The sequence below is a fragment of the Colwellia sp. 12G3 genome (genome assembly GCF_002836775.1).
GTDB lineage: Bacteria > Pseudomonadota > Gammaproteobacteria > Enterobacterales > Alteromonadaceae > Colwellia.
The window spans coordinates 42,900-66,840 of the sequence record NZ_PJAQ01000005.1 but is presented as its reverse complement, the minus strand read 5'-3'; the positions used below and the strand labels follow the sequence as shown (position 1 = coordinate 66,840).

Below are 23,941 nucleotides of genomic sequence, written 5' to 3'. Positions count from 1 at the left end.
AGTTTATTATGAGGCAAATCTCCTTGTTTCTACAAGATGAGATCAATCGTCCATAATTTTATAATGCTAGGAGGTTACTCGATTGTTGTCGATAGATCAATAAGTTAAAAATAGTGCTGTAACTGGTAGATGTGTGAAAGAAGGCAATTTGCGCGCTTTCTTGTAGAAAGAAGGAATTAGATACTTACTGTATGCTTACACAGTAAGTTATTGGGTTGGACAATACTATTTTGTTATTTAAATTCATTTTATAAAAAAGTTAAACTTTCTAATCCTCACTAGATCAAAAAGCGCGACGTTGTTCCCTACATCGCGCTTTATCTAATGCTCACTTTACTTGAACTACGTCTAAACTAGAGGGTAATTAACCTATGCTAGTTAAACCACCCATGTAAGGCTGTAATACTGTTGGAACATTAATGCTGCCATCAGCTTGTTGGTAGTTTTCTAGAATAGCAACTAAGGTACGCCCTACTGCTAAACCAGATCCGTTTAGTGTATGCAACAATTCTGGTTTGTTTGTTTCACTACTTCTAAAACGTGCTTGCATACGGCGAGCTTGGAAAGCGCCCATATTTGAACACGATGAAATTTCACGGTAAGTGTCTTGTGCAGGTAACCATACTTCTAAATCAAAGGTTTTGGTTGCACTAAAACCAACATCACCGCTGCATAGTTGTACGGTACGGTATGGCAATTCAAGTTTTTCAAGAATAATTTCAGCGTGACGTGTAAGTTCATCAAGCGCGGTCATTGAATTTTCAGGCTTAACGATTTGTACCATTTCAACTTTATCAAATTGATGTTGGCGAATAAGTCCACGAATATCACGACCACCAGAGCCTGCTTCACTTCTGAAACATGGCGTATGTGCTGTCATTTTAATAGGTAAGTCTTCTTCATCAACAATTTCATCACGTACTAAGTTCGTTAGTGGCACTTCCGATGTAGGAATTAATGAGAACTTTTTATTTGATAAATCCGTATGAAATAAGTCTTCACCAAACTTGGGTAATTGCCCTGTACCATATAATGACGTTGCATTAACTAAGTAAGGTACGTACATTTCTTGGTAACCATGTTCTTCTGTATGGGTATCTAGCATGAACTGAGCGATAGCGCGGTGTAATCGGGCTATTTTGCCACGCATTACCACAAAACGTGTGCCAGCAAGCTTAGCACCACTTTCAAAATCTAGGCCTTTATCTACTGAAAAACCTAAATCAACATGGTCTTTCACTTCAAAATCGAATTCACGCGGCGTGCCCCAACGTTTTAATTCAACGTTGTCATCTTCATCTTTACCATCAGGTACTGAGTCATCAAGAAGATTAGGGATAGCACTCGCTATTGCATCAATTTTAGCTAAAACTTCGTCTTGCTCTGCTTTCGCAGCATCAAGATCATTACCTAGCTGACTTACGTGAGCAAGTAATGGTGCAATGTCTTCGCCACGCGCTTTCGCTTGACCAATAGACTTTGAACGAGTATTACGTTCATTTTGCAGTTCTTGAGTTTTCACTTGGATAGCTTTACGTTGCTCTTCTAACGCACTTAACGTATCGGTATCTAACACAAAGTTACGTTTGGTAAGTTGTTGAGCGATATTATCTAAATCAGTTCTAAGTAGTTTTGCATCAAGCATAATTGTTCACATTCTTGTTAATGAAGTTATTAAAATTTTTTACATATTTTCTACGTTGCGATTATATAATCAGCCGTTATTTTACTAAAGTGGTTACCATATACATGCCAAGTGCTGCTGCACCAATGCATAGTGAAACATTCAGTAAAATATTTATTGCCGCTTTTAATACATCGCCTTGTTGTAATAGTAACAAGGAGTCTAATGAAAATGTAGAAAAGGTGGTAAATGCACCTAAAAAGCCTATTCCTATTAAAGTTCTATGCACACTAATATTGAGAATTTCATGTTCGATTAGTTGATATAGCAAACCCATAGAAAATGAGCCGATGATATTAACCATCAATGTAGCAAAAGGGAAACCTTTTCCGAGCCAATTTAGTACTAACTGCGAAATGTAGAAGCGTAAACTTGCCCCACAGGCCCCGCCAAGGGCGACAAAAGCGTATAAAGTGAAATTACTAATAGCGTTGGTCATGGCTATTCCTATCAAGCTGGTTTAAATAATCGAGTTTTTCTTTGAGTTTTTTCTCTAAACCGCGTTCAGTTGGTTGATACAAGCGAGTATGCGAACTGTCGCCTCTAGCTAACGCTTCTGGAAAGTAGTTCTCGCCCGCAGCAAAGGCGTTTATTTCATCATGGGCATAGCGATATTCAGTGCCGTGGCCAAGTTCTTTAGTAATACTACTAGTGGCATTTTTTAAATGCAACGGTACATCTAAATCGCATGTTTGCTGGGCTAATATTTTGGCTTTATTAAACGCTTGATAAACTGCATTACTTTTAGGTGCTAATGCCATATATACCGTAGCTTGCGCAATAGCACGTTCACCTTCACTTGGACCAACACGATGAAACGTGTCCCAGGCGTTGATAGCCAGTTGCATTGCGCGTGGGTCTGCATTACCTATGTCTTCACTGGCAATAGCGAGTAAACGTCTGCCAACATACAGGGCATCACCACCGGCGGTAAGAATTCTTGCATACCAATAAAGCGCAGCGTCAGGGCTAGAGCCACGTACTGATTTGTGAAAGGCACTGATTAAATCATAAAAAGCATCGCCGCCTTTATCATAAAGGGCAATTTTACTGCCAGCGACTTGGGCGATTAATTCAACGGTAATGATTTTTACATCACGGTTAGCTTTTTGATCGCCTTGCTTGTTTTCTACATTATCTAACTCTTTTTTTTGTGTTGTAGCGGTACTATCGAGGCAGTTTTCTAATAGATTAAGTAATCGTCTGGCATCGCCATCACTACGATTAAGTAAGCTTTGCTTGGCATCAACGCTTAAATCAATACTCAGCTGCTGTTCTTCTTCACATAAAGAGATAGCACGCTGTAATACTTGTGCTAAATCATCACGGGTTAATTTTTTTAAGGTATATAAACGTGCACGAGATAGTAACGCTTGGTTTAGTTCAAACGCAGGGTTTTCTGTGGTCGCGCCAATAAAAATGATGGTGCCATCTTCAATGTGCGGTAAAAAAGCATCTTGCTGCGATTTATTAAAGCGGTGTACTTCGTCAACAAACAGTACTGTTCTACGTTTATTAGCGCCCTCGCCTTGTGCACGCAATTTTGCTTTTTCAATAGCACTACGGATCTCTTTAATACCGGAGGTAACGGCAGATACACGTTCTATTTCGGCATTAGCATGTTGAGCAATAATTTCAGCCAGCGTCGTTTTACCACTACCCGGTGGGCCCCAAAATATAAGGGAGTGACAGTGACCTTGCTCAATGGATTGCGCTAAGGGCGAATCGCCACCTAAGATATGCTGCTGCCCAACATAGTCAGCTAAGGTTTTTGGGCGCATTTTTGCAGCAAGTGGCATAAAGCTACTTGCTGGAGCGTTATTGTTCGTTACCGTATTATCACTGGCTTCTGACTCACAATCTCCCGGCGTAAGGTCAAACAATGAGTTTTGCTGACCTTCCTTGTTACGCTGGCTAAGGTCTAACGCTGAAGATGACTTACCGAATAGCTTATCTTGTGAATTATCGTTTGTCTTCAAGTCTTACACCTTCAGGTAAGCTAAATGTGAACAACGATGCGTCTGGCTTAACAGTACTATTAAAGTGACTTAAGCTGATTTGGCTAATTTGCCCTGTTGCATCCTCAAAAGAAAACTCACTTAACTGAATATCCTTAGTTTTTGTTTCTTCAAAACTTAACGTGAGTTTTTTAATTTGGCTGTTTTCATCTTTTGGCAGCACAACAAAACGTAAGCCACTTTCAATCGCGTTGTTCTGCTCACTAACATGGTACTGTTGCCAAAGCTGAGGTTCATCACTAGTAAGTAATAAAATGGGCGTATTATGGATTGATTTAGCTAGGCTGTAAGCACTGGCTTGTTCAATAAACGGGTCATAAAACCACAAGGTATTGCCATCACTAACAATTAAAGTTTCATCGGGTGTTATGGTTTTCCAATTAACAAGATTAGGCTTGCTAATAGCTAAAGTACCTGAGCCTTGTTGCAATATTTCACCCTCTCCACTAAGTATTTTTTGGCTAAAATTAGCACTAAAAAAAGCCAATTTCCTGAGCTTAGCCATTAAGTGCTCTTTTGCCTCACTTGATGGTGACGATGATGCAATGGTATTTACTGGTGGTTGCTCTGCGTAAGCCATTGGTTGATATAAACTTAGTACTGGGAGTAAAATACTGGTTAACGCGAATGACCGAAAAAATGGTTTCTGCTTAAAATTGATTTGCATAGTTTTACTTCTAATAAGATGAACTGCGCCAGTACATAGCTGACACAGAGAAAATAATAAGCGATAACCTTACCTTGAAATGAACCTAGAAATAATCCTTGGAATAAATCAATCGCTTGAAATAGTTAGTGGTATAAATTAAAAGTCGCGCACTGGCGGCGGCGCTAAAACTTCACGTGCGCCATTATTACCCGGTGTTGATACGACACCTTGTAATTCCATTTGTTCAACTATTCTTGCTGAGCGGTTATAACCGATTCTAAATTGTCTTTGTACACTCGAAATTGAAACGCGACGTTTTTCAGTGACGAAATTAACCGCTTCATCGTAAAGCGCGTCAACTTCTTCAGCCTCACTTCCTTCTGCTTGTTCGCCAGGTAATAAAATATCTTGATCGTGTTCACCTGACAAAATCTCTTCAACGTAGTTTGGCTCACCACGAGATTTCCAATCTTTTACTACCGCATGCACTTCATGATCGTCAACAAAAGCACCATGCACACGCGTTGGTACACCAGTACCTGGCGGTAAATAAAGCATATCACCCATGCCGAGTAACTGCTCTGCCCCTTGCTGATCTAAAATCGTACGAGAGTTCAAACCTGACGATACCTGAAACGCCATACGGGTAGGAATGTTCGCTTTAATCAAACCAGTAATAACATCTACTGAAGGGCGCTGGGTAGCAAGTATTAAGTGAATACCAGCCGCACGCGCTTTTTGGGCAATACGGGCAATAAGTTCTTCAACTTTTTTACCAACAATCATCATCATGTCGGCAAATTCATCAACGATAACAACAATACTGGGTAATTTCTCTAACAAAGGTGGTGTTTGATCCATACCATCATTAGGTTGCCATGTAGGGTCAATTAATGGCTCACCCGCAGCAATCGCTTCAAGCACTTTTTTGTTGTAACCTTTTAAGTTACGTACACCTACGGCCGACATAACTTTATAGCGACGTTCCATTTCACCAACACACCAACGCAGCGCATTAGCAGCATCTTTCATATCAGTAACTACTTCAGCCAATAAATGTGGAATGCCTTCATAAACTGAAAGCTCTAACATTTTCGGATCAATCATAATCATACGCACATCTTCAGGCGTTGATTTATACAACAAGCTGACAATCATGGTGTTTACACCAACTGATTTACCAGAGCCCGTGGTACCAGCAACCAATAAATGTGGCATTTTACCTAAATCGACGACAACGGGATCACCCGCAATATCTTTACCTAGCACCATAGCAAGTGGTGATGGCGATTCTTCAAAAGCAGGACATCCAATCACTTCACTTAAATAGACAATTTCACGGTGTTTATTCGGTAGTTCTAGACCGATAACAGATTTACCCGGAATAACTTCAACCACGCGTACACTAATAGCCGATAAAGCACGGGCTAAATCTTTCGATAAGCTGGTAATTTTATTCACCTTAACACCGGGTGCCAAATCTAATTCAAAGCGAGTAATAACAGGGCCAGGATAAACAGACACCACTTGTGCTTGCACCCCAAAATCGAGTAGTTTCGTTTCAACTAAGCGACTTACTATGTCTAATTCTTCTTGGTTAATCGGGTTTTTCGCTTTATCAGGTCGATCAAGTAGATCAATAGACGGCATTCCCTGAGAGGGTTTGTCTTCAACCGCAACGAGATTAACTTGGCCATTGTTATCAGATATACTTTGCTCAACAGGTGCTAACTGTGCAGGAACGGGGAATTGATAATCATCGGCAACGTCAGGTTTCTCTACCTCGGCGAAAGCGGCGGTAATTTCTTTCTTGCTAACATGTTCTTGTACATTGCCCACAGAAAGTTCATTCATTAGTTCAGAAATATCAATATATGGTTCACTTTTTGAAGCCACTTTTTTTGTCAATTCGTCTAGCTCTGGTCTAATACTGAAAGGTTCATGCAATTCAACAATGGCTGTTTCGGCAAATATCCCATAAGGTAACGTTTCTGAATATTCTGGTTTTGTTGTTACTGGTTCAGGGGCTATTTGTTCAGGAGTGACGTGTTCTGGCTTTGACTTTGACTTTTCTACTTTAACAGTAGGTTTGTTTTGAACCAAACGGCTTTTCACATTACCAAGCCCATCATCGGCATTTGTATTTTCTTCGCTAGAACCGAAATGCGCTTTAATCAATAGAGGTAAGCTTATTAGTTTAAGTGCTGCCACAATGGCATATCTACCTACCGCGTCTATAAATTTAAGCCAAGAAAAACCAGTTAAAAGCACAAAACCTGCACAGGTAAAAAGTAAGAATAATAAAGTAGAGCCAACAAATGAAAAATACGGGAGCAAGGTTTCACTAAGGACATCACCTAAAATACCGCCTGCAGAGAAGTAAAAAACATCATCAAAATTCATACTGGCCAAAGAGGTTACGCCAAGATAAAACATGAAAAAACCAATCAACTTTAAGCCTAACGTTAAGTAGTCAAGTTTCAGTAATTCATGAAAGCGTTGAAACAACAACCAACCCACGATAGCGATAACAAAAGGTAAACTGTAAGCGATAAGACCGAAAAGGTTCAAAAACAAATCAGAAAGGTAAGCACCAACCGCACCGCCTAAGTTTCGCACCTGTGATTGATAACCTGTTTGTGCCCAACCGGGATCAGCAGGGTCAAAGCTAAATAACGCCAACATCATAAACATGGCAAACACAGTGAAAAACAATAACCCAGCTTCAAGTAGACGTTGTACGCCAGTGAGTTGTTTATTGGTCAATGCAGCAAGTGAAGCATCGGGATTTTCTATCAGATCTGAAGACAAATGTAAGTACCATTGGAAATAAACACGTAAAAATTACGTATAGCTAAGCTAAAGTATCAAATTAGCGCTTAGTTGGCAGCAACAAATTGTCATTAGTGCATGTTTTTTTATACAGCTATGTAAATTGATTAGCTCAAAAGTGCTTCTACCTCTTCAGAACACGAGGTTATCCCTATAGTTAAAAAATAATTGACTGTGTGTATCGTCAAGACACTATCCGTTGGGTGTAACCAATTAACAATACTATTTTAGTCAATTGGTTATTGATACCTATACCCGCTCCACTTGAAGATGCTCGTTTCCCCGAAGGGCTGGTTTATAAACACTTTATACTGCGTTATTAATTTCGACAATATAATAACTATTCGCTTCAATCAACGCCTTGCCTAAAGGCGTTTATAATTCCAGCTGAATCCTGCATCTTCAAGTGGAACGGGTATAGATGCTTTACCCTAACGTTTGATCGCAAGTAAATTGGTTGATTTTACTTCATCCATTACTACATAGGTTCTGCTGTCACTTACCGAAGGTAACTTTAATAAGGTCTCGCCGAGTAGCTCTCGATAGGCCAACATATCTTTAACACGAGTTTTAAGTAAAAAGTCAAAATTTCCTGAAACGAGGTGGCATTCTTGAATGACATCAATTTCATCAACGGCTTTGGCAAAGTCATCAAAAACGTCTGGACTGGTTTTTGTCAACGTAATTTCAACAAACACTAATAAAGCAGCGTCAAGTTTATGTGGATTCAAAATAGCTTTGTAACCCGTAATGTATTGCCCTTTCTCCAACCGCTTAACTCTTTCTAAACAAGGGGTTGGACTCAAACCCACTCGCTTAGACAACTCAACATTCGATAAACGTCCATTTTTTTGAAGTTCAAAAAGGATGTTTTTATCAATACGATCAATCACTTTATTAACACTCATTTATATAACTCTGTTATTTTGACCATTATTAGCATTATATATCGGTTTTTTTAAAATAACGACAGGTTACTCTAGAAGTTTAGCCATATACTAGATACATCTAAAAAAAAGCACTTCATTTATGAAGCGGCACTAAATACAATAAGTTAAATATAAGAGAGATAAATATGATTATTGGTGTACCTAAAGAAATTAAAAACCACGAGTACCGTATCGGCTTAACACCTGCAGGTGTTAAAGAGTTATCAGTAAATGGTCACGAAGTGATTGTTGAAAATAATGGCGGTGCTGCCATTGGATTTGATAATGAGCAATATATCGCTGCTGGTGCAAAAATAGTTGATACTGCTGCAGAAATCTTTGCTACTGCAGATATGATCATCAAAGTAAAAGAGCCTCAGCCTGTTGAATGTAATATGCTTCGTCCAGGTCAAATATTGTTTACTTACTTACATTTAGCACCAGATCCTAAGCAAACTGAATTATTAGTTGCTTCTGGCGCAATATGTATTGCTTATGAAACAGTAACATCAGCGACGGGTGGTTTACCATTATTAGCGCCTATGTCTGAAGTTGCCGGCCGTATGTCTATTCAAGCGGGTGCTCACGCATTAGAAAAAGCACAAGGTGGTTTAGGTGCTTTATTAGGTGGCGTTCCAGGTGTTGCTCCCGCTAAAGTATTAGTTATTGGTGGTGGTGTTGTTGGTACTCAAGCTGCACGTATGGCTGTAGGCATGGGCGCAGACGTTACTATTTTAGATCGTTCTTTACCGCGTTTACGTCAATTAGACACTGAATTCGATGGCCGTTTAAAAACAGTTTACTCAACTGCTGATGCGATGGACCAGTTAATAGTTGAAGCTGATTTAGTTATCGGTGCGGTATTAATTCCAGGTGCTGCTGCACCTAAGTTAGTAACAAGAGAACACATCAAGATGATGAAGCAAGGTGCTGTTGTTGTTGATGTTGCTATTGACCAAGGTGGCTGTTTTGAAACATCAAAAGCAACCACACATCAAGAGCCAACTTATGTAGTTGACGGTGTTGTACATTATTGTGTAGCGAACATGCCTGGTGGCGTAGCGCGTACTTCAACGATGGCGTTAACAAATGCAACAATGCCATTTGCTGTTACCATCGCAAACAAAGGTGCTAAGCAAGCATTATTGGACGATGAACATTTATTAGCAGGCTTAAACGTTGCTGCTGGTAAAATCACTTACAAGCCAGTTGCCGATGTACTAGGTTACGAATATGTTGATCCACGTGTTGCTTTAAACGCATAAAGTATCACTCGATTGACACGACTGTAAAAATATCTTTTTTATAGTCAATAGCGCACTTTTGCTTACAGTTAAGCACAAGTGCGTTTTTTTTATTTACCGTTTTGTTTATCTTATAACGAACTAGCTATTTACCCCCTTGCTTTATTTCCTTATCATCCCAACTAATGAATGTAAGGTAATTAAAAATTACCTATTTGAAAGTAATCAATTTTTCTTGGAGAACCCATGAGCGACGTAAGACACTGTCCCCTTCTAATTTTAGGCTCAGGCCCTGCTGGTTATACTGCTGCTGTTTATGCTGCCCGCGCAAACTTAAAACCAGTAATGATCACTGGTATGCAACAAGGTGGACAATTAACCACGACTACTGAAGTAGAAAACTGGCCAGGCGATGCTGATGATCTTACAGGTCCAGCATTAATGGAACGTATGCAAAAGCACGCTGAGAAGTTTGATACTGAGATTATTTTCGACCATATCGATTCAGTAGATTTTTCTTCTAAGCCTTATAGATTAAAAGGTAGCAGCGAATACACCTGTGACGCGCTAATTATTTGTACTGGTGCTTCTGCACAATACCTTGGTTTGCCATCTGAAGAAGCCTTTATGGGCCGTGGTGTTTCAGCTTGTGCTACTTGTGACGGTTTCTTTTACAAAAACCAGAAAGTTGCGGTTGTTGGTGGTGGTAATACTGCCGTTGAAGAAGCACTTTATTTATCTAACATTGCCAGTGAAGTTCATTTAATTCACCGTCGTGATACTTTCCGTAGTGAAAAAATATTAACGGATCGTTTATATGAGAAAGTCGCTAACGGTAATATCATTTTACACACTGACCGTACTTTAGATGAAGTATTGGGTGATAACATGGGTGTTACTGGCCTGCGTTTAAAAGAAATGAATTCAGATGCGACTGAAGAGCTTGAAGTATCAGGTGTATTTATCGCGATTGGTCATAAGCCAAACACTGATATTTTTAAAGGCCAACTTGATATGAAAGATGGTTATTTAACTATTCAAAGTGGCACGCAAGGTAATGCAACACAAACCAGTGTTGAAGGTGTTTTTGCTGCCGGTGATGTTGCTGATCATATTTATCGTCAAGCAATCACGTCTGCTGGTGCTGGTTGTATGGCTGCATTAGATTCAGAGCGCTATTTAGACGCGTTATAATCATTGCATTAACGTCGTTGTATCAATGCAATAACGTTATTATAAATACTATTGAGAGGAAAATTAATGGGTCAAATTTTATATCAACTTGATGATAATAGTTTGACCTTTCCTCCGATAGAATATGCCCTCACTGAGCCTAATGGTTTATTAGCGCTGGGTGGTGATTTATCACCAGAGCGATTAATAACGGCTTACAGTCAGGGCATCTTTCCTTGGTTCAGCGATGATGACCCCTTCATGTGGTGGTCACCCAATCCCAGAGCTATCATAGACATTGAAGAATTACGTATAAATCGAACTTTACGTAAAGCCATCAACAAATCACCTTATCAGATAACGATAAACCAAGCCTTTAGCCAAGTTACGCAGTTATGTGCCCACGCACCATTTCGCAGTGATGAAACCTGGATACTGCCTGAGATGGAAACTGCTTACCTAACGTTACATCAACAAGGCTACGCCCATTCTATTGAAATATGGCATACAGACGAGCAGTGTCATAAAGAATTAGTCGGTGGTTTATATGGCGTCGCCATTAATGGATTTTTTTCTGGTGAGTCGATGTTCTATAAACAAAGTAATGCGTCAAAGTTTGCCCTTATCGCCTTGGGTCAATTACTTAAGACGGCTGATATTCATTTTATTGATTGCCAATTACTTAACCCCTTTCTAGAAGACATGGGTGCTAAAGAAATAAGCCGTGATACTTTTCTTCAAAAACAACAAAATGCACTAACTAAGATAATGCCCGATAATTTCTGGCAACCACGATCATTAACTTTATTAACGATATAAGTTTAAATTTAAGCGGCGATTTAGGTTTAGTTTATGATTTTAGTTATAATTAACCATAAGAGTTATATGCAATTGGCAAATTATCAATGAGTGATACTTCCTATACATTGGGTGTAAGCAAAATATTTCCCTGTAATTACTTACCTGAACAACAAGAGTGCTTGTTGATTGCCGTTGATGAACGTTTACATAACAGCGAAAGTTATGCCTGGTTGATGACACAAGGTTTTCGTCGCAGTGGCGAGCAAAGTTATCGACCGAACTGTCCTAATTGCAATGCTTGTCAATCCATTCGCGTGTTAACTGATGACTTTGTCCCCTCTAAAAGCCAGAAACGGTCGAAGAAGCGTAATAGTCATCTTATTGTGAAACAATCTTCGCAGTTACAAGATAGCTATTACCCTTTGTTTGAAAACTATATCAACACCTTGCATCAAGACGGCAGTATGTACCCGGCTTCTTTTGCGCAGTTTGAAAGCTTCTTGAGCTGTAACCTAACTAAACAGCTGTTTATTGAAACTTGGGCACCTGTAGATGAAGAAAATGGAGTCAACGAAGAGGTACTCGTCTGCGTTGCTGTAACTGATGTATTAAGTAATGGCTTATCTGCTGTTTATACCTTTTATCATCCTGACTATAAAAAAAGTGGTTTAGGTATATTCTCAATTCTTACCCAACTTAGTTTTTGCCAACAAATGGCTTTACCTTATTTATATTTGGGTTATCAAATTGATGAATGCCAAAAGATGAATTATAAAGACCGTTATTTTCCCTTTGAACGCTTTATTGGTGGTCAATGGCTATTATACCAAGCAGATTAACTTATTAGTCAGTTTAGAGTTACATTAGCGAGCTTAAAACAAACAAAAGGAGTTAAGCATAGTTATTCTATCTTTATTTCTTTTTGTGATGTTATCAGTTTGCTAATGAACTCCCGTAGGGCGAGTCCCGAATAAAAGGTAAAGGCTTACATTCTGCGTTATAGATTTCGACAAGGACGCTGCATGGATTCAGCTCATTAGGGATATTCTCCTGATAACCATTCTCTTCAATCCATGCCCTGCCTCTAAGCCTTTTAATCCTCGCTAAGCGACGAATAATTTATTCCGATTGGTATTTAACAACAAGCCCACCAGTAATAAGCATGAAATTGCTAAATAAATAGCCACAAGCCTTTACATTAGCCAAGCAATTAGGCATCATTCGCGCAGCTTTTTTATCTGCCAAGAGATATCACCAATACTGGGGTATTTAATGGTTATTTGCACAACATTAGAGGTTTAGCGCCCCATGGCGAAAGAAGAAAATATTGAAATGCAAGGTACGGTTTTAGATACTTTACCAAACACTATGTTCCGAGTTGAACTTGAGAATGGCCACGTTGTAACTGCACATATTTCTGGAAAAATGCGTAAAAACTACATACGTATTTTAACTGGCGATAAAGTAACGGTTGAATTAACGCCATACGACTTATCAAAAGGTCGCATTATTTTCCGCGCTAGATAAGCCAGTTAATGACTTAGCCTTCCTTTTTTAATTAATTGTAGAAGTCGAAACAATAATACTAAAAACCAGCAACTCTTTTAGAATGCTGGTTTTTTATTGTCTGAAATATGAGTTAAAGAATCACTTCAAGCTTAGTCGTAGTCTTAAATATCAGTGCCTAGCTAACCGCTTGTTAGACCAGAGCCCTATTCAAATTTGGATCCCCGATTAACACCGCGGGCATGATGTTTAGCATAGTAAGAAACCTAAAGATAAAGCAGAGACAGCGCTATAGGCTTTCTCTTCATTGATTATTTATAGGTTGCTATCAAACTTTTTTCGAATTGATCGGCGCTGATAGTCAGGCCGTGCTCAGCGATAGTGTCGTTAACGTTTTGAAAATGTTTTTCAATCGTTTCTAAAGTAATCGTATTATCATCAAGCTTATAAATTTGCAGTTGGCTTTGGTAATAAAAAGATAAAATAATCAATGCTTTCTCTTCACCCTCTTTAGCAGCCAACTTGATCTTTTTGAGTTTTCGATAGACTAGGTTTTGTAACTGCTTTATCCGCCAAACATAATAAATTTCAGTAAAAAACGCACTGTTTTTAATACTATGTAAAATAGCGCCATTAGCTAACAGTGCTAGTACAACACCTAATAGGTTATATCTAAAATTAGAGTCTTGCTCAACTTGTACTGCATCACTAGCCACTTTGATTAACTCATTAACATCACCAGCCGTTGAAAATAAGCTGATAAGTAATGTGCCAAAAAGTAGTGACAGTACTAATAAAGAGCTAATAAAACCTACAATAACAATATTTAAATGTTTTCTATAACGTACTTTATCTATATCAATCAATTGCATGAGATAACTATAATCCTTGGTTTAACCTAAATAAAAAGAGAAAAAGGTAACAATAAATGTAATGGGTGCTAAAGCACTATCTTATCATTTTGACGTGTCATATGAATATAAATGTAAGCCTGAATGTCGTTTAACTTGCCCGGTGACACCTTGTTGCCAAATTCGTTGATTAGCGGCTATGGTCAGCTGTTTTTTCGCCCGAGTAATGCCTGTATAGAGTAACTCTCGAGATAATAACTTACTGCCGTTTTGCTGTTTTTCTTGTTGCCCGGTTTGCGTTGCACTTTGTGTCGCCGAAAGTACCATAGCGACATGAGAGAACTCACTACCTTGAGTTTTGTGGATAGTCATGGCATAAACACTTTCAAATTTAGGTAAACGTGATGGCAGTATCTGTTTGATAGCTTGCTGTGATGCCTCACGCTGCTCAAGTATTCCACTGCCAATGTCTTTACTTTGAACCGTTTCATTTTGAGAAGAGCTATCTTCAAAACACGCCATCAGATGTGTTTTACCTGCTTGATCAACCACTCGCCAGATAATACCTATATCACCATTGTATAAACCTAAGCGGTAGTCATTTTCATTTATCATAATCGGCTGACCATGATAAAGCGTTTGCTGGTTTTGCTGAAATGGTGCGTTATTTTTCCCTAAATAACCTTTAATCACTTCATTAACATTCTCAACACCGTATTCTCCCTGCCTTGTCGCACACAGTACTCTAAACTGTGATAACAAGGCAAAAGCATCTCTCACATCAGCACAATACTCAATCGGTTGATAATATTGTTTCACTAACGGCGCTAACCAAGTAGAAAGTTCACCTTGGGCAAGTGATAACTGAGCAGATTGGGGCGTTTGCTGTGCTTGATTCAACAGTTGCCAACTACTTTTAACATCACCTTGAATAACACTATTGGCTATTAAACCTATACCACCCTTACCGTCAAAGCGTCTTGATTTAACGAGAAAAGATAAATAGTCAAAGCTAGATTCAATACTTTGATTATTCTGATTACTTGGTTGATTACTTGGTTGATTACTTGGTTGATTACTTAAATGAGTACTAACGAAGTAATTATTAAGTTGATCCGCGTTGAGTTGACAAACTTGTGTTAAATATTTTTCATTATCAACACTAAAGCCACCGTGTGGTCGTGGTGCTATATCAGCTAAAACACTGCCTGCGGCGACAGAAGGCAGTTGATCGGCATCACCTAATAATATGACTTTCGCCGTCTTTTTTAACGCTCGAAATACTCGAGTCATTAAGGGTAAGTCGACCATAGACACTTCATCAATCAGCACAATATCATAGGCCAATAGATTATCTTCATGGTGCCTGAAATTAGGTGAATTGGGTAATACACCTAACAAACGGTGCAGGGTTTGTGCTTGTGTAGGGATTTGGGCGAGGACTTTCTCATCAATTAAGTTTTTAAAACCAGAAACCGCATTAACGATGGATTCTGACAAACGTTGTGCTGCTTTACCCGTAGGTGCAACAAGGGCAATATTGAGAATCGGTTTACCCTGCGCTTTTGGTTGATCACTTTGCTGCTCTGACTTTGACTGTTCTAACATAAGCAACGCAGCTAATAATTTAGTAACCGTATAGGTTTTACCTGTACCTGGACCGCCAGCAATAACACTAAAATTTTTATTAATAGCATTGGCTACCGCCACTTTCTGCCAATCAATTTCCCGTGCTCCTAAGTCTGTACCTGCTGCTTGAACAAGTTCATCTGGAAAAAGCGCGGCGATACACTGGCTAATGTGGTCGTTATCATACTGACATTGTTGTCGTAAACGCGAGTTTATAGCCTGTCCCAAATCACTTTCAAACTGAAAATAACGACGTAAGTATAAATTATCATGCGCAAGCACTAATAACTGTTGGTCCGATGCTAGGATGTTTAACTTACTAAATAGTGTATGAAGTTGTGCTAAGGGCGCAAACACAAAACCAGCGTGGCTGAGTTCCTGACTTAAGTCATCACTATTTTCTTTAGTTGTGATGGCAAAGCCTTTGCCCCAGTGTTGATCGGCAATCTCACTCAGTGGCAAACAGCTGTGACCTGCGCGCAAGCTAGCACTTAACGCTAAGAATACGTGGTATAAATTACGCTGATTGTTCCTCGCCGCTTCTGACTCAGCAGTTTCTTCTATGCTTGTTTCGCCATTAGTTTGAGGGGTTAACGCGCTGAGCATTTCTTTAGCAAAGAAATAATCAATGGCTTCAACACCTTGGATGACTTCTTTTACTTGGCTAAAACGACTGTACACTTGCTTAACTACTCCATAGTTATTATTAGCCATGTTACGCTTCCTCACTATTTTTCAAACTATCGGTTTGTTGAGAAGCTGTTTGCTGACTACTTTTTTTCTGGTCTGCGCTGTTATCAGAAAATAACGCCTCTAAATTGTTGATTTCTTGCTCTGTTATTTTTCGATAATAAACCCCTGCCCCTTGATGCGCTGGATCTGTCGTCATACCACGTAAGTATAAGTAATACACACCACCAAAATGCTGGTTAACATCATAGTCCACTAGCGTTTGCTTTAAATAACGATGCAAGGCCAATGAATATATAAGATATTGTAAGTCATAATAATTTTTCTCAACATTATCGAGCAAGGCATCAAACTGATAATCTTGAAAGTTATCCCCTAAGTGGCTTGATTTATAATCACATAGGTAATATTTCCCTTGATACTCAAAGATTAAATCGATAAAACCATGCATCATACCGGATAGTTTCTTGTAGCTAGGCAACATTACTGGATACCTTAACGATGTGCCTTTCCCCTCAGTATTATTGCGCTCGGCACTATTTCGGTGATCGGTTAGCAAATTAGCTAATGCACTCGTGCCCCCGCCTTGCATAGGAAAATAGAATTCACTTTCACGTAAGGTTTTATTGCTAGCAAGGTCTGCAAGACATCCCAAGGCGTCATTATCAATATTGTTCGAGGTGTTGTTATCCTTCTTGTTATCGCTCTTGTTATTGGCAATAAAAGGCGCGCTAAGCACTTCTTCTAGCCAATCAATTAAATCATCCGCAATGAATGAAGTACCTTTACTACCAGTATTCGTATTATTGCCATTGAGTTCGCCATAGGCTAACAAGGGCTTTTGCATACTTTCTTGCCAGTCTGGCGTACAAAAATCAGTTTGTTCTAAAATATCGTGTAATAAGTTACCCGTATGAGCACCTTTGGTTAATTTAAAGCAAATCTGCTCGCTATTAGACGCAATGTTTATCTCGGTCACAGGTAATGTTGCTATTTGGGCACTTGCCGTATCCGTATCTCTGTCAGGATTAGAAACTCCGGCATGGCGAATATTACGACTTAAGGCTGAGAATGAACTTAACCACCAATCTCGCTCTATTTTACCTATGAATTTACTGACCGCTGTATCAGTTAAATCTTGTTTAGTTTTATTTAACTGATTCAGCTCAGCTTTATCATCACTGTCTTCATCAAGGTAACATTCCAGTGCTACTTCACGAATGCCTATGGCATGCTCAGCACTTTTTCTCAGTGCTTGTAACGGTTTAATGATGCTCTCTTGCTCTTGAAACTGCAGTGTTTTACCTAAAGGCGATAAATGATAGTTATCAAAAGAGCAACACAATACATAACATCGTCGCTCCGCTCTGGTAATTGCAACATACAGCAAACGAATACTTTCAGCATAGGCCTCATTGCTCATCGCTGTTTTAGCTTCTTTTGAGCCATCAAGACTCAAACATAAATCCCCATTTTTATCATGATATTCCAGATAACTTACTGACTTATTGCCAAACTTAAGCGGATCTTTATGACGACAGGCAAAGGGAATGAAGACATAAGGGAATTCAAGACCTTTACAACCATGTTGAGTTATCAAACGGATAAGGTCGCCGTCACTCTCTAAACGTAGCTCAGCTTCAACATCATTGGTTTCTAAATGGCATTGCTGTTCAAACCAATGTAACAGTTCTTGCCCTTGGCTTAATCGAACACTCGCCGCTTGTAAAATTTCAAATAAATGCAGCACATTGGTCAAACAACGATCTTTATTATTCTGAGGAACATCAAGTAGATTGTGCATCAGATTAATGGCCATGGTGATAAAACCTTGTCGTTGCCACTGAGTTCGATAATCGACAAAAGCAAATTTCAACGTTTGATAAGCCAACTCATCTTGTTGTAATTTATGGAGTTTATTCGCATCAAAGCCTAATAACCCACAGGACAGCGCTGCGACAAATAATCGCTCATTCTCTGGTAATAATACCCCTTTAAGTAAGCCCAATAACTGTTTAGCTTGCTCGGAATGAAATAAATTGGCTCGATCTGATAGAAACACACTGTCAAGTCCTGCTTGTTGCAAGGCATGTTTTATATCTCGCGCTTCTGCGCCATCTCTGACAAGTATCGCGATGTCTTTTGGTTTTACTTTAGCTGACGCATCTTTTGCAGTCTCTCTAGATGACAATAAGGTAACAATCTCATTAGCACACCAGTTAGCCAACATAGGACGACTACCTTGACTCACTTTGTCACCTTTTGGGTTAGTATCATCGTCGGCATTTTCATGATCTGTGAAATGGATAAATTGCAGCGCTTTATCACTGTCTGCGATAACTGGTTCATCAATGGCTTGGGCTTTTTTCCCCGCTAGTCCTTTACCAGCTAATACGGGTAAATATGGAATACCAAAACCAAAGACACTCTCACTTTTTTGTGTAGATTGCTGTGTAGCTGACTCTTCAACCAAAGACTCATTACGCTTATAGGTAAAAAATTGATTGTAACCTGCAATCATTTCAGGTGATGAACGCCAATTTGTATCCATCAACCAATGGTAGTCACAGCCACTACGGGCATTTAAATAGGCAAATATATCACCGCCACGAAAGCCATAAATAGCTTGTTTTGGATCGCCAATGAGGAATAAACCCGCCTTTGCTTTTTTAGCATTCTCACCATAATAAATCGACTGTAAAATGCCAAATTGCTTTGGATCGGTATCTTGAAACTCATCAATTAAGGCGACTGGATATTGAGCGAGTAACTGCTGTGCTAGAAGGTTCGAATTTTCATCACCTGAGTTTTCGTCGCTGGAAAAGTCTTCGTTTGAAGTTTCATCGCTCGAGCTACTACCTTTTAACATGTCAGCGTTAAGACAATTGGCTAAGGTATTAATAAGATCGTCAAAGTCTAATAAGTTTAGCGCTTTTTTCTGTTCAATCACTTGTTGTCGAATAGTATAAATACCCGACTTAACAATGCCGTACGCTTTAGCTTTATTAATGTTGGTCGCTATTTTTTTAACTTGCTCTTTAACTTCTTTAACCGGGGCGAACGCTTCAAGTAAATCTGCTTTAAAAGTCGATCTGGCATAACGTTTACCATCAAAAAAGCCATCCGGCATTTTGACCTTACCCTGGCCAACATCAAGCAGTGATAATTCTTTGCTGATAATGCTTTCAAGCCAAGCGGTTAATTGCAATAGCTCGTCACGTCTCTTCTCTTGATCTGCGCCCTTTTTAACTAATATTAAGGCGTTTTCAAATAGATCACTGTTGGTACTTAACGTTTGCGAGGCAAGACGAACTAGTGCAATAAACTCCGCTTCAATACTTTCCACATCAACCACAGACAAAACACTGGTGTGTCCTATCGCTTTACTAAAGCTAGAGACAAAGCTGTCAGGTGTCGCCCAAAAACTAGCAAGCAACATAAAACTTTCATCGTCTGACTTGGCTAAACTGCGATACCAATCTTGACAAACTTGCAGAGTTATTTCAGACGAATTGGCAGCCATATTGGCATTGAACGGTAAACCACTGGTAAAGGCATATTGGTTTAATACTCGCTGACAGAAACCATGAATAGTAAAGATGGCAGCTTCATCTAAAAACAGTAATGCACGTTTTAAAAGAAATTCTCGCTGAGGTTTGTTAATACGCTTATCAAGTGTAGCAAAGTAGGCGTCTTGCTCACACAAGCTATCCCAATCACTAAGGGCTAAGCGAATAAAGCTATCAATACGGCCTCGTAGCTCTTGCGTGGCATCTTTGGTGAACGTCATCAATAAAATTTGTTCTACCGTTAATTCGCGTTCAAGCAGTAAACGTAAGTAGATACGGGTAATATTATAGGTTTTTCCGGTGCCAGCACTGGCTTCAATAAGATGTTTGCCATTTAATTGAATAGTCGCGGCATCTAAGTTTTTTAATTCAATTGCATCAGAAGTCGTCTTTGTATTCGGCGCTAGTGTCGTATCAGTCATTATTTAGCCTCCTTGCTAACAGTAGTAGATAGCTTAGCAGTACTTGTAGTCGCCTTTTTAGCTGCCGGCTTGGCTGCTTTTTTAGTGACGACTTGATATAAGTCTTGATAGACAAACTCAAGGTCCGCTTGGTGATTATAATACTGCGGACACTCAGGCCAGAAATAACTCAGGTAATCATCATCGCTTAATCCACGTGTACTCATATCACCTAACCACAAACCTTCAAAACGTGCTTGTGTCATTTCAACGAGTTGGCCACGTTTTTTAGTAAAAACCTGCTCTGCTAATTCTCCGTTTAGCAACAATACTTGCTGTTGCCCTTTAAAAAATAGCTTAATGAGGTTAATAAGTTTTGATTTGGCATCGGGTATATTTGCCACAGTGAATTGTTCTACTTTTTGCGCTTTAGTATTAAAATACAAACCGATAGTCTCGGTTACTTGCTGCAGTTTATCTGCGTGTTCATCGGTACTTATTGTATTAGACGTGTTCACTTCATTGGCAATAACTTGATCTTGCCATACCTGTAAAACAAGCTGTTGAAAATACATGATGAACTTGTCTTTGGCTTTGGCGCTTGAACTACGATAGTGCACTAACAAGTTATTCTTAACCGCTAATTTGGTATTCAGCAAAACCTTGATTTTTTTAGCGCTAAGTCCGCCAATGCTAGCATCGTCGATACTATTACCATCGATATTAAGCACTATGTTGCAGTCAATAAGTTCTGGATTTTCACAGCTAAGCTTATTGATTTCTTCGCTAAATAGTTGCACATCATGCTGGTAATCAGTAAACAGCGTTGACGTTGTAGGTAGATCTGGAAACTTACCTGATAACTGTGCACGGGTTAATACTTGCTCAGACTCATCTTTATATGACTGAGTATCGATTGTTCCAGTTAATGCCGCACTGAGTAAGTCTTGTCGCAATAAATAGCTTTGCAAGTGATTAACGCTAAAGGGCTCAACATCTTCAAGTACTGTATTGTTATTATCAAAATATAAATTAAGCTGCTGTTGCGCGAACATCTTCGCCGGATGCTGATAAAAACGTATTAATTGCTGGCAAGATAAACTCACTTCATTCGTTTTCTCTTCACTTTGCATCACTACTTGGGATGCTTCTAAATTCATATCCAGATCATTTTCAATAGTGTCCGCTGGACCTTGCCCTAATGCTAACCAGTTAGCATCGAAACTTGGCCATTTACCTTGATAGTTTTTCGGACTAAACGCTTGCATAGCTAACTGATAGATAGCTGATTTCTGTTGCTCTGCATCACTTTCATCGGTCTCTTCAGTAAACTGCCAACCATAACCTTGTGCTAAGTATTCCATTAGCTCTTTTACAACCAGTGAGGGTTCTTTTTGTTTGTTATTCTTGATATTTCGGCCTTGATAGCTCAGATATAACGAATCTCTTGCTGAGATAATTGCTTCAAGAAATAAATATCGGTCATCACCACGGCGTGATCTGTCTCCTAATTCAGCTTTAGATAGCGACATTAAATCAAACCCTAACGCTTGGCGTTGACGAGGAAATTGTCCATCATTCAAACCAAGCACCGCTATGACTTTAAAAGGGATACTACGCATAGGTAACATAGAGCAAAAGGTTACTTGCCCTACCATAAACTGCTTACTGGCATCACCCTGACTAAAATGCTGTGATAAATAATCAACAATAATTAATAGGGAAATATCATCGTCAAAATGTGCATGATGACAATGTTCAACTAGACCGGAAATCGCTTGTTCAATCACCATCAGGCTATTTTCATTACTGACGTTGTCCGCATCAACTCGGCTAAATAAATACCCTAATTGCTCAAGTAAAAAGCTCTGCCATTGAACTGCAGTGCGCGATCGTTGTAGGTTTTCACTAAAATAATGTAATTGTTCGATAAATAGCATTAACTGGCCGAGTAAAACGCCATCACTGCCTTCAACATTACTTAATAACAATTGCTCTTGATAAACCTGCTCGCTATCTGCATAAGCAAAACCACGCAGTAAGCGTGACAAGCCTTGTTGCCAAGTAAAAGAAGCGTTTGCTTGCTCTCCTAACAATGATTGTTTATGGGTTAAGTCTAAGCCCCAGTGGACTGTAGCTTGTTCCAGCCAAGCAGAAATTTTAGCAAGGTCTTCTGAGTTAATAGCAAAGTTATGCGCCATGGCAGGTAAACGTAAAAATGACAACAATTGTGATACACCAAATCGGCTATCAGGTAAGGTCAGTAATTCAGTAAAAGCTGCCACTAAAGGGTCACTATCTTTTGCACTGCGATCAGCAATAGAACAAGGTAGCGGCGGTACTTCACCGGCTATATCTTGCCAGCCACGGGTAAATACTGCATTGACATAAGGGGCATACTCTTCAATTTGTGGACACATAACCAAGATGTCTTTCGGTGTTAGACTTTTATCTTGATTAAATTGATGCAATAGATAGTCATGTAGCGCTTGAACTTCCCGTAAAGCACTATGACAACTGGTGATAATAATTGAATCATCATGCTGTGCTTCTTTAGGGTTAGCAGCATCAACAGTGGGAACTCTTGCGTCAGACAGTTCAAGAATATCATTTTGTAGATGATGTAAAACACTGCTTACTTCACCGGTAATTAAGTCGCCGCCAATTAGTTCGCCATAGTCATTTACTGATTGGCCGCTTTTAGCTTGCTCAAATAATTCAACATCAATGGTACTGTAATCTTGTAATATTGAGATAAATTCGCGCCCTTGCTGGCCTAAATTCGCCAAGAGCGGATTACCAACAAAGCTTTGTACATCGTCGACACCATCAGACCATTTAGATAACTTATTTAAAGCATGTTTTTCTTTGACTTCTTGTTTCTCGGTACGAATATCGCCCCAATAAGAGAAACAAGGATTAAGGTGAAAAAAGTGTACTTCAACATGTTCACTTAAGGCATTAAGAAAATTTAACCACATCGGCGCCATGGTATTAAGACCAAAGAAACTAATGCGCGGCGGAATAAGCTCTTTTTTGTTTTTTATATTGGCAATTGCATCATTAAGCAATTCAACCGGGTTATACGCTAACTGTTCAATTAACAAACACCATAATTTACCTTGCCATTTATGCTCGCTGGTTGAAATATTTTCTAACCCTTTAAGTTCAAAATTACCTTTTTCCCAGTTGTCTAACCACTGCGGTCTAAATATCAAATACTGTTCATATAGATCGGCTAATTGTGTTGCTAATTGATAGCGTTTTAACTGGGCATGTTTACTTTCATGATAGGTGTTTTCATCACCTTCGCTTGCCACTACGTCACCACGCCAATAATGAGTAGCTTGGCTAAAATCAGTATCTTTAACGACTGAATTGCGTGCTAATATTTCATGAATACGCCAACAAAGCACCTCTCTTGAGTAAGGTGACTGATCGGGTACTTTATCATCGCTAGCAAGCGACCTGATTAACTTCCACAAAAATTGAGCTGGTAACGCGTAACGCATATTCATGCTAATACCACGTTCTTTAGCAATAGCTAAATTAAGCCAATGCTGCATACCAGCATTTTGCACCACAATGACTTCTTGATTGAATACACCTAGAGGAGAAAGCTGTGAAATTTTGTTGAGCAAAAGCAACAAATTTTCCATTTTGTTGGCCGGATAAAGATGGATCAAGATGATGCCTTAATGGGTTGGTAACAGATGAGTATTCCCTAATAACAGGAAAATTAATGGCGTAATACATTGATATAAAAAACCAGATAAATTTAACCATAAGACATTAAAGAATACGAGTTAAATTAATCATATATAACACAAATCCCCTGCTGACTTTTAGCTATAAATTACAATTTTTAACAAATATAGACATCATTCCGACAGTTTGTCGACACTACCCATACTGAAATCGAGACTTAATTTAGTTAAATTTATTTTCATCTAATCCGTTCAGCA

At 39.1% G+C, this 23,941-nt stretch carries 15 protein-coding genes; 5 read left to right on the top strand and 10 right to left on the bottom strand.

Annotated features, from left to right (window positions below):
• Nucleotides 1-364: 364 nt before the first annotated feature.
• From serS to lrp, 6 genes are all read right to left on the bottom strand, one after another.
• Complete coding sequence (serS, locus tag CXF71_RS01750; RefSeq protein WP_101231276.1) at nucleotides 365-1,645, bottom strand: serine--tRNA ligase; 1,281 nt, start codon at nucleotides 1,643-1,645, stop codon at nucleotides 365-367.
• 76 nt (nucleotides 1,646-1,721) lie between these two features.
• Nucleotides 1,722-2,123 (bottom strand): fluoride efflux transporter CrcB, encoded by a 402-nt coding sequence (crcB, locus tag CXF71_RS01745; protein WP_101231275.1) that lies wholly within the window; start codon nucleotides 2,121-2,123, stop codon nucleotides 1,722-1,724.
• Nucleotides 2,107-3,483 carry a replication-associated recombination protein A gene (locus tag CXF71_RS01740; protein ID WP_198559803.1) on the bottom strand — a complete coding sequence of 459 codons (1,377 nt, stop codon included), beginning with the start codon at nucleotides 3,481-3,483 and terminating at the stop codon, nucleotides 2,107-2,109. The genes crcB and CXF71_RS01740 overlap by 17 nt, the downstream gene beginning before the upstream one ends.
• 163 nt (nucleotides 3,484-3,646) lie before the next feature.
• A complete protein-coding gene (gene lolA, locus CXF71_RS01735; RefSeq protein WP_101231273.1) occupies nucleotides 3,647-4,369 on the bottom strand; it encodes an outer membrane lipoprotein chaperone LolA in 723 nt (240 codons plus the stop codon).
• A 138-nt stretch (nucleotides 4,370-4,507) separates the two neighbouring features.
• Nucleotides 4,508-7,162: a DNA translocase FtsK gene (locus CXF71_RS01730; RefSeq protein WP_101231272.1), complete on the bottom strand. Its 2,655-nt coding sequence runs from the start codon at nucleotides 7,160-7,162 to the stop codon at nucleotides 4,508-4,510.
• Between the two features lie 452 nt (nucleotides 7,163-7,614).
• Nucleotides 7,615-8,091, bottom strand: coding sequence for a leucine-responsive transcriptional regulator Lrp (gene lrp, locus CXF71_RS01725; RefSeq protein WP_101231271.1), 477 nt, complete (start codon nucleotides 8,089-8,091; stop codon nucleotides 7,615-7,617).
• A 167-nt stretch (nucleotides 8,092-8,258) separates the two neighbouring features.
• Here lrp and ald point away from each other — a divergent pair, with 167 nt between their 5' ends.
• The 5 genes from ald to infA all read left to right on the top strand — a co-directional run bounded on the left by ald (nucleotide 8,259) and on the right by infA (nucleotide 12,857).
• Nucleotides 8,259-9,377, top strand: a complete 1,119-nt coding sequence (ald, locus tag CXF71_RS01720) for an alanine dehydrogenase (protein WP_101231270.1) — start codon at nucleotides 8,259-8,261, stop codon at nucleotides 9,375-9,377.
• Between the two features lie 225 nt (nucleotides 9,378-9,602).
• Nucleotides 9,603-10,550, top strand: coding sequence for a thioredoxin-disulfide reductase (gene trxB / locus CXF71_RS01715; protein ID WP_101231269.1), 948 nt, complete (start codon nucleotides 9,603-9,605; stop codon nucleotides 10,548-10,550).
• A 66-nt stretch (nucleotides 10,551-10,616) separates the two neighbouring features.
• A complete protein-coding gene (aat, locus tag CXF71_RS01710; protein ID WP_101231268.1) occupies nucleotides 10,617-11,348 on the top strand; it encodes a leucyl/phenylalanyl-tRNA--protein transferase in 732 nt (243 codons plus the stop codon).
• Between the two features lie 86 nt (nucleotides 11,349-11,434).
• A complete protein-coding gene (locus CXF71_RS01705; RefSeq protein WP_101231267.1) occupies nucleotides 11,435-12,169 on the top strand; it encodes an arginyltransferase in 735 nt (244 codons plus the stop codon).
• A 469-nt stretch (nucleotides 12,170-12,638) separates the two neighbouring features.
• Complete coding sequence (gene infA / locus CXF71_RS01700; RefSeq protein ID WP_011043571.1) at nucleotides 12,639-12,857, top strand: translation initiation factor IF-1; 219 nt, start codon at nucleotides 12,639-12,641, stop codon at nucleotides 12,855-12,857.
• Between the two features lie 290 nt (nucleotides 12,858-13,147).
• On the opposite strand, the gene CXF71_RS01695 is transcribed toward infA, so the two are convergent.
• From CXF71_RS01695 to recC, 4 genes are all read right to left on the bottom strand, one after another.
• Nucleotides 13,148-13,708, bottom strand: a complete 561-nt coding sequence (locus CXF71_RS01695; RefSeq protein ID WP_101231266.1) for a DUF3087 family protein — start codon at nucleotides 13,706-13,708, stop codon at nucleotides 13,148-13,150.
• Nucleotides 13,709-13,792: 84 nt separating this feature from the next.
• On the bottom strand, nucleotides 13,793-16,030 hold the full coding sequence (gene recD, locus CXF71_RS01690) for an exodeoxyribonuclease V subunit alpha (RefSeq protein ID WP_101231265.1): 2,238 nt from the start codon (nucleotides 16,028-16,030) through the stop codon (nucleotides 13,793-13,795).
• 1 nt (nucleotide 16,031) lies between these two features.
• The gene (locus CXF71_RS01685) at nucleotides 16,032-19,997 is read right to left on the bottom strand and encodes a UvrD-helicase domain-containing protein (RefSeq protein ID WP_101231264.1); all 3,966 of its coding nucleotides are present in this window, start codon (nucleotides 19,995-19,997) and stop codon (nucleotides 16,032-16,034) included.
• Nucleotides 19,997-23,662: an exodeoxyribonuclease V subunit gamma gene (recC, locus tag CXF71_RS01680; RefSeq protein WP_101231263.1), complete on the bottom strand. Its 3,666-nt coding sequence runs from the start codon at nucleotides 23,660-23,662 to the stop codon at nucleotides 19,997-19,999. Before recC ends, CXF71_RS01685 begins: the two co-directional genes overlap by 1 nt.
• Nucleotides 23,663-23,941: the final 279 nt, after the last annotated feature.